This window comes from Paenibacillus sp. 11B, assembly GCF_030487755.1.
Lineage (GTDB): Bacteria > Bacillota > Bacilli > Paenibacillales > Paenibacillaceae > Paenibacillus > Paenibacillus vandeheii.
Map to the genome: position 1 here is coordinate 1,131,503 of NZ_JAUKNS010000001.1, position 15,419 is coordinate 1,146,921.

The 15,419-nt window shown below is 37.6% G+C and carries 8 protein-coding genes and 2 pseudogenes; 4 read left to right on the forward strand and 6 right to left on the reverse strand.

The window, feature by feature from the left end; all coding sequences use genetic code 11:
- Position 1 precedes the first annotated feature (1 nt).
- Positions 2 to 1,816 carry a VirB4 family type IV secretion system protein gene (locus Q0V21_RS05080; RefSeq protein WP_301877853.1) on the forward strand — a complete coding sequence of 605 codons (1,815 nt, stop codon included), beginning with the start codon at positions 2 to 4 and terminating at the stop codon, positions 1,814 to 1,816.
- 95 nt (positions 1,817 to 1,911) lie between these two features.
- On the forward strand, positions 1,912 to 2,931 hold the full coding sequence (locus Q0V21_RS05085; protein ID WP_301877854.1) for a hypothetical protein: 1,020 nt from the start codon (positions 1,912 to 1,914) through the stop codon (positions 2,929 to 2,931).
- A 77-nt stretch (positions 2,932 to 3,008) separates the two neighbouring features.
- On the opposite strand, the pseudogene Q0V21_RS05090 reads toward Q0V21_RS05085, so the two are convergent.
- Positions 3,009 to 4,346, reverse strand: a pseudogene (locus Q0V21_RS05090) (IS4 family transposase).
- Positions 4,347 to 5,233: 887 nt separating this feature from the next.
- Between Q0V21_RS05090 and Q0V21_RS05095 the strand changes: the two are divergent.
- Both Q0V21_RS05095 and Q0V21_RS05100 read left to right on the forward strand, forming a co-directional pair.
- Positions 5,234 to 5,716 (forward strand): IS110 family transposase, encoded by a 483-nt coding sequence (locus tag Q0V21_RS05095; protein WP_301877855.1) that lies wholly within the window; start codon positions 5,234 to 5,236, stop codon positions 5,714 to 5,716.
- A gap of 54 nt (positions 5,717 to 5,770) precedes the next feature.
- Positions 5,771 to 6,514: pseudogene (locus Q0V21_RS05100) on the forward strand (ATP-binding protein).
- A 497-nt stretch (positions 6,515 to 7,011) separates the two neighbouring features.
- On the opposite strand, the gene Q0V21_RS05105 reads toward Q0V21_RS05100, so the two are convergent.
- The 5 genes from Q0V21_RS05105 to Q0V21_RS05125 all read right to left on the reverse strand — a co-directional run bounded on the left by Q0V21_RS05105 (position 7,012) and on the right by Q0V21_RS05125 (position 14,776).
- Positions 7,012 to 8,550 (reverse strand): type 2 periplasmic-binding domain-containing protein, encoded by a 1,539-nt coding sequence (locus Q0V21_RS05105; protein ID WP_301877856.1) that lies wholly within the window; start codon positions 8,548 to 8,550, stop codon positions 7,012 to 7,014.
- A gap of 151 nt (positions 8,551 to 8,701) precedes the next feature.
- A complete protein-coding gene (locus Q0V21_RS05110) occupies positions 8,702 to 9,574 on the reverse strand; it encodes a carbohydrate ABC transporter permease (RefSeq protein WP_301877857.1) in 873 nt (290 codons plus the stop codon).
- A gap of 16 nt (positions 9,575 to 9,590) precedes the next feature.
- A complete protein-coding gene (locus Q0V21_RS05115) occupies positions 9,591 to 10,520 on the reverse strand; it encodes an ABC transporter permease (RefSeq protein WP_301877858.1) in 930 nt (309 codons plus the stop codon).
- A 704-nt stretch (positions 10,521 to 11,224) separates the two neighbouring features.
- A complete protein-coding gene (locus Q0V21_RS05120; protein ID WP_301877859.1) occupies positions 11,225 to 13,696 on the reverse strand; it encodes a glycoside hydrolase family 2 TIM barrel-domain containing protein in 2,472 nt (823 codons plus the stop codon).
- Between the two features lie 18 nt (positions 13,697 to 13,714).
- Positions 13,715 to 14,776 (reverse strand): glycoside hydrolase family 117 protein, encoded by a 1,062-nt coding sequence (locus tag Q0V21_RS05125; RefSeq protein WP_301877861.1) that lies wholly within the window; start codon positions 14,774 to 14,776, stop codon positions 13,715 to 13,717.
- Positions 14,777 to 15,419 lie beyond the last annotated feature (643 nt).

Consider the following 15,419-nt stretch of genomic DNA (forward strand, 5'->3'; position numbering starts at 1 on the left):
TTTGAAACCCACATCTCCATCTTTATCTGTGAATCCTTCGCTTCTAAACGCAATCACTCCTATGGGCCTGGAGTTTTCTCGTAACGGCCTTGTGATTGGTGAACAAACAGCTAAAATGTATGGCGTCATTCAGTATCCTCCCAAAGCCGATGTCGGTTGGCTCTCCACACTAACCAATATGCCATCTACCATGGTATCCATCGGTTTTCAACCTATAGATAATAGCGCCTTAATCTCCGCAATATCCAAATCCATTACACAAAATCGCAGCATAGCCGACAGTGCTAAAGATCCTCTCACCCGTCAACGAGCAGACAAGGCGGCTACCGATGGTGAGAACATTATGATGCAGATCGACCAAAACGGTGAAACGGTTGGCCTTATGAATGTAATGGTCATGCCATTTGCAGAAGATGATAAGCAGTTCACTCGCGCATGTAGACGTGTTGAAAATACCTTCAGTATGATGCGCTGCAAAATTCGAAACCTGGCCCATCTTCAAAAAGAGGGCTTTCGTCACCTTTCCCCCATGTACCCTGCACAAGATCAAATTGGAGATATACTTAACAAAATCATGCCGATGAGTACCTTCGTTGGAGGCTTCCCCTTTGCAAGCTCTGGCTTCAATGACGGAACGGGTTATTATTTCGCTCAGGACGCTAGCGGCGGGTTGGTCATCGTCGATACATGGAAGCGTGGTGGCGACCGAACCAATTCAAACATCGTCATTATGGGCGTGGCCGGCGTAGGTAAATCTACAGCTGTAAAGCATGTGGCACTTAGTGAATACATGAAGGGTACCAAAATTATTTTTATTGATCCAGAATCGGAATATAAGGAACTTTGCCAGAGGCTAAATGGCGACTGGATTAACGCCGGCGGTGGATCTAATGGTAGAATCAATCCACTGCAAATTCGCCCCGCTCCACGCGATGAAGAGGATGAGCAATTTCCGCTTTATAAAGATGAAGGTCACGGTATGTCCGACATGGCGCTTCATCTGAAGAATCTGGAAATCTTCTTTAACCTCTACATCCCTGACCTGACCATGATGCAAAAAGCTGTCCTTAAGCAATGTTTGATTGAGTTGTATAATCAGTTTCTAATTACGTGGACCACAGATATTACGAAACTAGCCAGCACCGACTTCCCTACTTTTTCTGACCTCTACGCTCTGATTCATGGCAAGGAAAACAAGCTTGGAGATGAAGTGTATAAAGAGTTGTCCTTACTGCTGCATGATATTGCACACGGTGGGGACTCTTTTTTATGGAATGGTCACAGCACCATCCAAACCCATAGTCGTTGCATTTGTTTGGACACCCACACTCTTCAGAATACTTCTGAGAATATCAAACGAACTCAATACTTTAACCTTTTATCCTGGTGCTGGGAGCAAATGTCTCAGGACCGAGCAGAACGGGTTCTGCTGATCTGTGATGAGTGTTATTTGATGATTGACCCAAATGTCCCTCAGAGCCTAGTTTTCCTGCGTAATGTAGAGAAACGGGCCCGTAAATATGAAGCCGGACTTGCAATTATCTCTCATAGTGTCGTCGACTTTCTAGCTCCTGAAGTAAAGATGTACGGACAGGCACTTTTGGATATTCCTTGTATCAAAATATTGATGGGGACGGACGGGAAAAACCTTCAAGAAACACGAGAGCTTTATAATCTAACAGCCGCAGAGGAAGAACTTCTAGCTAGCAAGAAGCGTGAACATGCTTTGTTGATGATTGGCTCCAAGAGGTTGCATGTCCACTTTGATATCCCTGAATATAAGTTTGCTTATATGGGAACAGCAGGAGGACGATGAGGATGGACAAAAAGAAAGAGTTCATTGAGCTTTTTTTCTATATGGGTCTAGTGGTCATTGGGATTATATTATTATTCATGAAGGAAGGGTAAAGGATGATTCTATATCTAACTAGTAGTAATAAAGTTAATCTGCTAGATTTTATTGAGACTGAGTTGGAATTGCCGATAAAAAAGCTGATTGGGTCATTTTCACTCAATTCTTTTGTGGTCAAAGATATGCGATTTTATAGCCATGTTCGCTATTTAGCAATTGAGCGTGGAGCAATAAAAGAGACTAACGAAGAAATGATACAAGCACTATTATCTTTTCAGATGATGTATGAAATGAGAGTTATTGTGATTTCGGAAGGGCTGCCGGAGAGCAGTCCTTTTTTTCAAGGACTGCTACAGGCAAATGTTCCGAATGTAGTTACTGCTGAACAAATGGAGATTATTAAAGGCGAGATTCGAGAGTGTTTTTCTGAACTTGGAATGCATCGGAAAAATTCCGTTGAAACCCTTCATAACAGTGTGGATCCACAACTGAATACATCCTTAGATAAAGTAGAACAGTATCATTTCACCTGTAGCAACTTCACAATTGCAATTGCTGGATGTGATAGACGTGTGGGTGTAACAACTACGGCATTTAATCTAGTCTGTTGGATCAATGCACATGGTGGGACAGCATGTTATGTGGAGGCCAATTCTTATAATCATCTAGCTCATATCGTTCAATTATTTAAACCGGAACAATCGGGAAATGCTTATGTAATAGAAGATTCCGATTTCTATTTTACTAATGAATTAAATCGAGACTATAACTTCATTATCGTAGACTGCGGCATTATTAGAGAGAAAATAGTTCAAGAAGACTTTAGACATGCGGACATTCGCTTGCTCTGCAGCTCAGCAATGCCCTATGAATTAGTGGAATTCTATAGAGTTTTAGAACGTTGTAAGGATCTTTCTGTGAAGGCGCTTGGAATATTTGTGCCTGAAAATATTAAACCTTATCTTTCAAAAACAATAAGCCCAGACATCATTTATTGTAATAGAACGCATGACTTATTTGATGCATATACGAATGGAGATATTTTCAAAATATTACTAAATTCGGAAATTAAGAATTAACAAAACTTCAAGGTCAGAAAAACATTTTCTATTTATTCAAATTTGACTCAATCATTTTTAAAATACTTATTACTAACTCAACTTTCGCAGCTCAAGTCTCCAAATAAACCCTTGATGTAGCTGGGTAAACTAGATGTCCTATCCTGTAGTTGACAAAAAACAGATGTTTTGTTCTTCTTGGTTTTGGTCTCTGACATTTCGAGAAATAAACTCATAAGTTGCTGAAGGGCGGTCTGATAGTCCAAATCGCGGACCCCATCTGCTAAGAGAAAAAAGAGTCCTCCCAGTGTCCGATCATCACTCGATTGACGCCGTTCGTATTCCATCACTAAATAACGGCTGAATACAATCGTGGTATGACTAATCAATTGATCGAAGGACCGACCTTGAAACTCCGTTCCCAGTTTCAAATAGCTTTTGGTGACTTTGAAAAAGGTCTCAATACTCCAGCGCATGCCGTAGATTCGTACGATTCCAGCTGCATCCAGGGTCACGTCTGTACTTAAAATCGCCAGCCATTCCCGTTTTTTATTTCGGTTACGCACAAAAAAAATCTTCACGGGCCGACCGCAGGCCGTTTGTACGATGACAGAACCTTTGATGTCTTTGGCAGTTGATTTGGGAAGGCTTTGAAACACTTCACGCAGCGTCATTCGCTTGCCTTGAACCAGATAGCGCTGCTTCATTTCCTTAACCATGCCAATACCGGAAGACATTTGGCGGTGAGCTCACGAAGCAGTGGAGCCTGCGTAAACTAGCTATCCATAAGCACATAATCGGCGGTGAATCCAGCCTGTAACGCCCGATCCAGCAAGGCAACAACCGCATTCGGCTTCCGAGAAAAGGCCTCCTCGACGTTTGTATCCGTTGCTGCGTTTCGAGAGATTTGAAGCCATTTCGCACAACCGATTGGCCAGTTTGGCGGAAGACAGCATGACAAAATCAAGCGGAGCGAAGCTAAAACCATCCGACCAGCCCAGGGTTAGCATGGTGTAACCTTTAGTGAATTTGCCCATGGAATGGTCAAAGACTCGTGCCAGTAGCTCTGCTTTTTTGCTTCGGTTTCGGCTGAGCACGGAATCGTCGACGATGAACACTCGTACACGTGAAGATGAAACAAGCGATTCGAAATCGCGTACGATGCGAAGACTCAATGCCTGCAAAAAGCGCCGCCAAGCAAAAGAAGCTTGATTTAAGACATCTTTGCCGGGAATATCCGCTCCACGGTCACTTTCTAGGAGTCGAAACCAGTTCTTACCTTCGAAGACCAAAGAGAAAACAATTTGAAAAATCGCTAGACTCGAAAGATAAAAGGATTTAGAAATGCCCGCGTGACTCAAGGATTTCCCAATGTGTAGAGTGGCAAAAAGTTTGGAAAAGCGAGACTGTTCAGACAGGGAATGTTGTTGTAACATAGAGTTACGCACCTTTCTTGTTGGCATGGTTGATTCGACACTTCCATGATACCAAACAAGCAAGGTGTTTTTTTGTCAATACAAATAAATATATTGAATTCTTCTTACGCCCCCAAGGGTTTAAACCTATTTTCCAGGTGGTCGAGTAGACGTGAACGTGCGATGGGTGGACTAGAACGCCTTCGTCTCCATAGTGCAGACTCACCCTGCCCCATCTTTGGCCGACCGGTTAGCGAGTTCGGGTAGCCCCGATTCACTACGGCCTGGTACTTCTCCTCAAGCCCTTCAGACTCTGCCTCGCGGCAGACGCCCTGCCCTCCAGTAAAAAAATACCGGCCCCCGAGGCGTTACCCCCGAGTTTGGATATGAGCCCCCTAGTCCGGTGCTCAGCGGGACTTTAACCCACCTGATGATCGTGCTGCCACGCACGCACTATGGCTTCTGCTGACTTCTCACAGCAAGCTTCACTCCGTATTTCGGAGTTTTTTCCCTACCCGACGTCTGTGAGATCTCCCCGGGTAAGAGCGATAACCTTCCCCTCATCTATCTGCCACATTTACATGATAGGATTCGGGCAGTATTGGATTTCGCTTTGAGATGCAAGTTCGTCCGTCCCACCATGCCTTGTATGTGATTTCTGTTCGTCAGACCGAGGGTTTGCCTCCGGCTTCCTTCAGATTCCACCTCGCGGTAACACCCTAATACGTTTAATCTAGGTTATAGTAGTAACATTCTGGGGAAAAGCCTGGACACCCCGGGACTCGATCCCTTAGGCAAGACATGCTTTCCTCAGAATACAGCGATTAAACAGTCGTTAGAGGGTTGTGCTTCGAGCACTAAAGTATTAGGCCACTGCTAATCATTGTTTACTGGAGGAGAGGGTGTTCATGTTTTTTGTAGGGATTGATTGGGCTGACGAGAAACATACAATCGTAATTTTAGTTGAGTGTTCTAAACATATTTCTTCGTTCGAGATCCCTCACAGTTATGAAGGAATAAAAGAATTCATTGAGAGGCTCGATGAATTATCTATTCCTGTTGACAATGCTTATTGCTTTATTGAAACAAGCCGAGGTTTATTGGTAAGTGCGCTATTACAACATGGGTTTAAAGCTTATCCGCTTAATCCGAAAGTGGTCGACCGTCAATGTAAACTCCTTAAGCTGGCAGACAAGCATGGGGTAGTTCGTCTCGAAGCTGCTTATGCCAAAGCACTATCCTATATACCTAGGCCAAGCTTCCAAAGTATTAAAACGATCTTGACCACCGGACAGGATCGGCTTGAAACACAACCAGAAAGAAACGAACCATCATCCTCTTCTGAGAACCATGGATTCATCCGTGGCGCAGATTATTACGGGAGGGGTTAAAACATGACTTATGAACCTACCTTACGCAAACTACAATAAATACGCCTTGAGGCAATGACGTAATCCTATCAAAACCACCTAATAAATTCAAACTTCCAAGCCCTTTCGTTTGGAGAACGATTTGGACTTCTAATGGATATGGAGTGGTCCAGACGCAAGAACAATCGGCTATCTTCGTTAATTCGCAAGGCCGACTTCCAGCAAAGCAATGCTTGCATTGAGGATATTGAATATCACGTTGATCGAAAACTTGACCGTACGCAGATCCTGCGATTGTCAACCGTAGCATATATTCAGGACAAGCTCAATATTATCATCATGGTCGCATCGGGTGCAGGAAAAACCTATCTGGCTTGCGCCCTTGGCACTACCGCCTGCAGAAACTTCTACCCAGTTAAGTATGTACTCTTGCCCGATTTGCTAAATGAGCTGGCAGTGGCTAGAGGCGAAGGAATCCACCAGAAAATAATGAAGACCTATAAAAAAATCCCCTTATTAATCCTAGACGAATGGCTGCTTGTCTCGCTAAAGGAGAGTGAGGGCCGGGATCTCCTTGAGATCGTGGAGGCTCGTCATCAAAAAGGGTCAACCATATTCTGCTCGCAGTTCACTCCTGCCGGCTGGCATGGGAAAATCGGTGAAAGCACATTGGCAGATTCTATCCTTGATCGAATCGTGCATTCATCCTACACAATCAAACCATTCCTATATATTCGGAGCCGCTGCACGTTGGTGGCTCTTCCCCCGGAAAGGCGGCTCATTTTTTCCGGACGACTGGCTCGCTTAAAACCGGAATGATGGCTCTATTTCATCGAAATATTCACCGCAAACGCAAAGAAGGAAAGAGTCATCATGTAGCGATACGTTCACTAGCTAACAACTGGGTACGTATTATTTATGCATTGTGGAAGAAACAAGAACAGTACGACCCTGCTATCTTTAGAGCGCTCAGTTGAAGTGTTTCCATAAAGTGGTATAAATTACATGCCATCATTACCGGAATAAATTCGCCTCAATGCCCGAACATATATTCTATATTGACATAGAGGGTCTTGCCTTTGGCTAACAGTTCCTACTGCCAAGCCTGTAGCGGACTTTCACCGCCAAGTTATCGCCCATGCCGGGTGCACGATAGCAAAAGACGACATTTCATTCGAGAAAACTTAGAATGAATGTCGTCTTTTTAGATGTTCACTTTTAGATATCCAGGAAATCCATGTTTTTCAGTGGTTTGGTTATCAAGATTTTCTTTGGAGATTTAAGCTGCTAAAGTCGAGAGAAATAATAAATTAAAATTATTGTTTCATTCTATTCTCCCAGGCATCATTGTACATCTCAGTAAGTTTTCCACTACCTTTAGCTTCAAATTCTTTTACAGTTTTATCCCAATCATCAATTGAACTTTTCCCGAAAATATATTTTTCCATTGTAGTATTAGCAAAATCTGTAAGTGTAGAAGAATAAATTTTACTTTTATCAATATTATCTATTGTCAACGGCGATTTAGGATTAGGGATTGGTACAATATTATCTTTAGCTATTTTGTCAAATAAGTCTATTTGCTCTTTTGATAAAGAACTAAATAAAAAATCTGAGTGTTGTCTTACTGCTAGACTATTATTATTCAAACCATATACAGCATTATAATCAACGTTATCATCAACATATTTCAATACTCCATTTTCTTCTTTATAAGTTTCATCTTTAACACCAAAAGTTAATAAAACTTCAGCTTCATCAGTGTAACACCAGTCAATAAATTTTAATATATCTTTAAAGTCCTTATCATCTTTCAATGTTGCAGGGAAAACCCAACCTTGAGCAGCTTGACTCTTCCAAGAGATTGCATAATTCCCATCTATACCTTTCAATGGGTAAATAGGAGTCATGTTAAAATCAGCATCATTTTGTTTGCCTTGAAGATTATATCTCTTTATATTTCCTGTCCAATCATATAATATAAAAGCATCGCCTTTTACAATTTTTTGTTCATAAACAGTACTATCTAAAGTTGCAAATTCTTGATCTAAAACTCCATCTACAAATAACTTGTTAGTAAATTGCAACATATTCTTCCAATTATTTGTGCTTGGTCCAAATGTCCATGAATCAGTTTTAGCATCATAGTATTCTCCATTTTCTAATGACCAACCAGCTGCTGTTCCAAATCCAGCAGCAATAGCTGCCATAATGTTACCGGAACCAAAACGATTTATAAGAGGTGTGGAATTAGGATAAATTTGCTTAAGTTTAATTCCAGCTTCATACATTTCTTCTAAGGTTGTAGGAATTGGAATGTTATTTTTTTCAAAGACATCTTTTCTTATTAACCATTGTTGATCTTGAAGCCTTGTTTCGTGAGCGTTTACTGGTAATGTATAGTAATTTCCATCTGACAATCTAGTTCTTTCAATTTCTTCTTTCATACCGCTCTCTTCTAAAAACTTCTTATAGTTAGGCATCTCATCTTCATATTGGCTAATAGGAAGAAGTAATCCAGATAATCCCTCTTCTTCAGAAGCAAATGTTTTAGTAATTATATCTGGAATGTCCCCAGAGTTAAAAACGATTTGTTTTTTCGCTTCAAAATCTGACTCTGGTACTGCCTGTACACTAATTTCTGCACCAGTATGTTCTTTAATAATATCCCATACTTTCCAGTCAGCTTTATATGGATAACTCGCGTTATCTGAATAAAGCATTGATATTTCAAATGAATCATCTGAACCATCCTTAGCTGGGTCTGAATTTGATGAAGACTTTGACTCTGAACATCCTGCAATCATAGAGATTGCTAGAGCCGTCATCAATACTGTTGAAATAATTTTTTTCATTTTTTACCCTCCATTGAAAAATATTTTGTTAAACGTTTACAAAATTATATATATATATTATTTTGTAACAATGTTCAAGAATCTTTCATCTAGAATTTAATATAGAAAGGAATATTCTTGCTAGCAGATCCTAGTTCTATAAGCTTTGTCTTTATCCTTTAATAGCTCCTATCATAACGCCTTTAACAAAATGCTTTTGAACAAATGGATAAATGCATAATATAGGAGTTATTACAAGCATCATTGAAGCGGCTTGTATACCTTGCGGGATTGATTTAACTGAAGCATCTATAGTTTGGCCGGTTTGAGATGCCATAGTTGCTCCCATCATTACATTTCTAAGGTATAAAGTTACTGGATATTTAGCACTATCATTAATAAAAATTAGAGCAGTGAACCAATCATTCCAATATAAAACTGCTGAAAATAAAGTCATTGTAGCTAATATAGGTTTAGATAATGGAAGCGCTATTTTAGTAAAGAAACTAAATTGTCCTAAACCGTCTACTTCTGCAGCTTCCTCTAAGTCTCCAGGTAATCCTTCAAAATAAGTTTTCATAAGCAGTATATGGTAGGGAACAATTACATATGGTATAATAATCGCCCAAATACTATCAGTTAAGTGTAAATCTTTTACAAGCATGAAGGTCGGAATTAATCCACCACCAAAAAACATAGTAAATACCATAAGTCTTAATATTACTTTTCTTCCTAGTAAAATCTTTTTAGATAAAGCATACGCACACGTAGTTGTTAATACTAGGCTAACAACTGTACCAGCAACAGTATACCAAATAGTATTTATATAATTCCCCCAAAACAATGATTCTTTTGCAATATCTCTATAGGTAGTTAAAGAAAAATCCACTGGAAATACTGTTACTTTACCATTTAAAATTGCATCAGTACTACTTAGAGATAAAGCTAATTGGTTGAAAATTGGATATATTGTCATTAAGGTCAAGCATGCCATTAGAGTTAAATTCGTGAATTCAAATACTTTTCTACTTCTACTTTTTTTCATTTAAAGCCCACCATCCTTACCATAATCCACTTCCCCAATATTTTTTGGTGATTTTATTTGTCATCCATAACAATAGCAAGCTAATTACACTTTGGAACAAGCCAACTGCGGTACCATAACTAAAGTTATTTCCAATAAGACCTATTCTATATACAAATGTTTGGATAATATCTGATGTATCATATGTTGAAGGAGTATACATTAAAAGTATTTTTTCGAAGCCTAGATTGAGTATATTACCAACGGCTATAATAAGATTTATTGCTATTGTTGGCAAAAGCAATGGCATAGTAATATGAAAAGTTTGTTGAAGTCTACTAGCACCATCAACCATAGCAGCTTCATATTGTTGTTGATCAGCTGAAGCTAAAACTGCCATATAAATTATTGAATTCCATCCTAGAAACTGCCATATTTCTGAAACAATATATACTGGCCTAAACCACGATGCTTCATTTAAAAAATAGATAGATCCAATACCTATTTTCTCTAGTAACAAATTAACAATCCCGTTAGATGGTGATAATAATGTATTTAATATCATTATTACTACAACTGCAGATAAGAACTTAGGAATAATAGTTACTGATTGAGCTACTTTCTTGAAATACTTCCCGTTAATTTCATTAAGAAATAAAGAAAAAATTATAGGTAACGGAAATGTAATTAGTAAAGTCACAAAACTAAGTACTAGGGTATTTTTAAACGCATTCCAAAATTGCGGATCTTGTAAAAACATTTCGAAATATTTAAAGCCTTCCCACTTCACTCCAAAATAAGATTGTCCAGGCACATACTTTCTAAAAGCAAGAACATTTCCCGCCATAGGAATATACTTGAATATTATAAAGTAAAGAACAGGCACCAACAAAAATAAATATAATGTATAATTTTTTCTGAACGATTTATTTAGTAGGTTGAAATTCTCTCCAAATCTCATTATCATATTAATACATTCCACTCCTCTCAATTTCATGACTGATTACTGTAAATTCAAAAGCACTTACAACTTTAAATATATTATTATTTTCATCTCCCACTATAAAATAATTACTACTTTCGTTTGTTCACTCGATCTAAGATTTCCTCTTATTTGACAGAATCAGAGATGAAGAAGCCATGCAAGGATGACACTGTTTCCGGTGAGACCGTTGGCCAGAAAGAAAGCGGCAGGGGGATAGTTATTCCCAACCTAAGGATACGTCTTGGGATTACTCTTGGATATCCACACCCGTCTCCTGACAGCGGGTTATCCATACACGAGAGCATTACTCTAACATTCCTTCTTTGGACCTCTCAAGATATTCGCCCTTTTACATGCCAAACCTTTCTGGAAGCGATTCCAAGAAGCTTTTAAAATTTCCAGAGAGTTTATGAGAACTCACCAATCTGAATAAATCTCTGGTAATTTCGGTTTGTTGCATCTTCAAGGAAATCCGTATTTCTTGATTTGTTTTAGAATTATGTTGAGATTCTGCGCAGCGTATGGTCTTTGGTCTTTAATATGTTACAACAGTGTTCTCAGTATCCATATTTTTTCTTTCAAACTTAAACCATTTCTTGAAAAATATAATAATTTTGTCAACTTAAAAAGCTGTAATCATAACAATATTGTATACTTTAAAAACTAAAATCGCAATGTTTTTTCGATTAATTGCACATATTTGTTTTTATCGAAATTGTGTTAATACTATTAATATTATCAGATTTAGCCTCAACGGTTATATCTGTCTCCCCTTTATTTTGCAATATAAGCATGCATCTTCCGTTTTTAGTTATGCAGCTTCGTGACTTGTAGTTTTGTACACTATCCGCATCTCCATTATCTACTCCAAGAATCGAGTATTTTCCGTCTAGAATAAACTGTATTGTTTGTTCTTGGTGAATAACATCAATACCGTTTTCATCTATGAGTTGAGCAACTATATGAGCAACTTCATCTATGTTATTGCTTAGACGTACTTTATCAGTCATCAATTTAATTCCACTTGTTTTAGATGCAGAAGTAATTGAATATTCAATTACTTTTCCAGATTTTTCACCAATTACTTTTAAACAGCCTGATTTAAACGGTATTACCCATTTGTATATATGATCTTCAAAGTCTTTTAAATATTTCGTTTCTATCATATAGTCATTTAAATACAAAGTAGCGCTTTCACAATTTGAATATACTTCAACAACTACCATTTCGTTTTCGGTATAATTCCAATGGTGATTTACATCCTGCCACTCCCAAAGTCTTTGTTTCCATGCATCCTTATCTTCTTCATATAGATTTCCAGTATCATCTAAATGATATAAAGATTTACTAACAGTTTGTGTTGCTATATAAAGTGACGGCTCATCGGACCACAAGCTTTTCATCATATAATATGAAGGCTTTTCAAAGCCTGCTAAATCAAGCAATCCAGATCTTGTAGCTTTTCTTGGCCAAACAGTTGTATTTCCCGCTTCGCCTAAATAGTCAATTCCTGTCCATAAAAAAACCCCAGCAATATACTCTTTTTCTAAAACATGCTTCCATTCATGCCATTGCGCTAAGTTTTCAGTTCCCATAATAGGTTTATCAGGATAATGAATATGATTATACTCATATTCTACTTGTCTATAACTATATCCAACCATATCTAAAGCATCTGTGTATCCAGATTCATAGCTTGCACATGGTAATATGCAGTTAGCTATAACAGGTCTTGTACTGTCAATTTCCTTAGTCCATTTAGCTAATATTTTAGCAGTGTCCCCTACTTCATATTTATCAACAGGTAATAATTTTACATTTTCACGAATTTTTTCAATGCTATAAGGAGGTAATGTCCAGAAGTAATTTCCGTTTGTCTCAGCTCCAAAGTATCCAGTAGCGATATTATATTTAGGATATGTCCACTCTATTTCATTTCCAATACTCCATTGGATAATACAAGGGTGATTTCTATCTCTATACATTACAGTTTGTAAGTCTTGTTTAGCGTATTGTTTAAAGAATTCTGCATGTCCTCTTGTAATATAATCAACTTTTATTTCATTTCCGTTGTATCTTTTATCTTTTGGATTATCCCATTCATCATAAAACTCTTCTTGAACTAAGAATCCCATTTCATCACATAAATCCAAGAAATCTTCTGATGTTGGATTATGCGCAGTACGGATTGCGTTACAGCCACATTCTTTTAGTTTTTCTAATCTTCTACGCCACACATCTAAAGGCACGGCAGTTCCAACTAAACCTGCATCATGGTGTAAGCATACTCCTTTAATTAATGTTTTTTCACCATTAAATATGAATCCTTTATCAACATCAAATTCAAACGATCTAAGACCGATCTTAGTTTCATATGTTTGAACATTAACATTGTCAACAATAAGTTCTTCTTGAATTTTATATTGTGATGAATTGTGTATATCCCATAATTTAGGCTTTGTTACAACAAAGGTTTGTTCTACTTTAAGCTCTTTACCTGCATCAATTGATATTTTAGTTTCTTGTGTATCTATTTTCTTTCCTTCTGGATCATATAAATTAGAAACTAATTTAATTTCTTTTGCTTCTAAAAAATTATTACTTATTGTAGTTTCTGCATTTATAACAGCTACATCTTTTGATACTCTAGGTGTATTGATATAGGTTCCCCATACAGGAATGTTCACCTTAGGGAGTATATACATGGATACTTTTCTATATATTCCAGAACCTGTATACCATCTGCTATCTGCATATCTTGTGTGATCAACTTTCACTGATATTAAATTATCCTGCCCAATTGGATTTAAGTATGAAGATAAATTAATCTTTATAGGTACATATCCGTATGGATAAAAATCTATAAAATGACCATTACAATATATATCTGAGCGGTTATAAATACCATCAAATACAATCCAAACTTCTTTATCTATCATTTCTTCAGTTGTTATAAAATGTTTTCTATACCAGCCCATTCCGCCTAATAAAAAGCCTGTGCAGCCGTCACCTTCTTCTTTATTAAAAGGAAAATCTACACTCCAGTCATGGGGTAAAACAACATCTTTCCATGTAGAATCATCAATATGATTCATATGAGGGGCAACAGTTTCATCTAATGTAAACTTCCAATCCCTATTAAAATCTATTCCTCGCATTGTTTATATCCTTTCTTGTTATTCATACATTTTTTTGTTAACATATACGTTTTTTTGCCATTCATCTAAGTCAAATTTCTTAATGAAGCCCCATTTTCCATCTACATCATGACATAAACCCCATCTCATTCCTTCTAATTGATAGATATCATTTTTCTCACTTCTAAATGGACCACATGCTTCAGGGCCCTCTTTTATTACTGACATAATTTCAAAATTAATTCCATCTTCAGCAAATTGTAAAGTGTTTTTTTCTACTCCATCAGTTCTCAAAAATGCTGCTATTCCACCGTTATATTTCCACAAACAAGTTTCATGTCCACTATTAGTTACAGGATTATATTCACTTCTTACATAAGGACCTTCTACATTATCAGCAATGGCAACACCCCATTTTGTTTCACGACCACCCATATAAAGTTGTTCACCCATAGCTTCACCTTTATAATATAAATAGAATTTTCCCTTATAATCAAATAATACAGGATCATGTACTTTGTGGCTGTCAAACCCACCTTTTTTAGTTACTTCAAATCTATTATCCTTATCATCTTTCCATTCACCATCTTTTGTAGGCTCTAAAATTGGAGTTTTAGATTTTTCAAAAGGTCCATCTGGGCTATAAGCTTTTGCTATTGCAATATTTTCAAAACTTCTCACTTTATATGGAGCTTGAACTGTTTGATATACTAAATAGTACATTCCGTTATATTCTAATATTTCTGGTGTGAAAACACTTCTATCGTCGTATTCGCCTTTCCCACCTCTTTTTACAGCAGGTCCCTTTTCTACCCATTTGTCTCCATCTTTTGATGTTGCATACCATATATCACATTGATCCCATGGAAAAACCTTTGCATTGTCATCGCCAGTATTAAATCCTACGGATTCACCTTCAGATTTTGTATACCACACATAATATAAATCATTAACTTTTATAACGCTGCTAGGATCTCTTCTATGAACATTTTCTTCGAATCCTATTCCTTCAACATCACTTTCTTTAAAATCACAAAACCAGTCACAACTTTGATAATAGTTTCTTTCTAGGGCTCTTTTAGTTGCGCTACTCATTTTCATATTATTGTACCCCCCTGCGTTTTATGTATACATTAATCATTATTTTATTAAAGTAATTGTATACTTTTATAGAATTTTTGTCAAACAAAATAGTATTGTTTATGAGTTCATTTTAAATTAATCAAATCTGATGTATTCCATCCCACTGATCTGCAGTCCCCCAGTCGGCACAAATGCCTTGGAGCATATATTCAGACGGGAGCAAAGCTTCAACTTCAATAATAAACGTGAGGAAGCCATTCGTTCGTATTACCCAATGCGTCAAGTAGTCCATTTTCACTGAAATTTAGTAGACGAAGTACTTCTTCATTCGATATGAAGATGGCTGGACACGTTTCTGATAGTGCGCATAAAGGATGCGTTATTCAGTGAAAGACTCGTTTACACGATAAAAATGTAATTCGCTTAATAATTACCTCATTTTATTTATAAAGGAATAACTGGATATCGGTCATTCCCTGAATACCGTAGCGTGCAGCAAGAAAGTCCGCTATCTAGCTAGTGTATGAAGTCAGAAAACAAAGGATATTCCTACTATTCATCCTCCTCCGCATTGACAATAGTTACGTCCAACAAGCATTGATATCGTCATGTTGAATACAAACGGTGGTGAGAAGTATGCCAGCATATCCGCATAACGAAG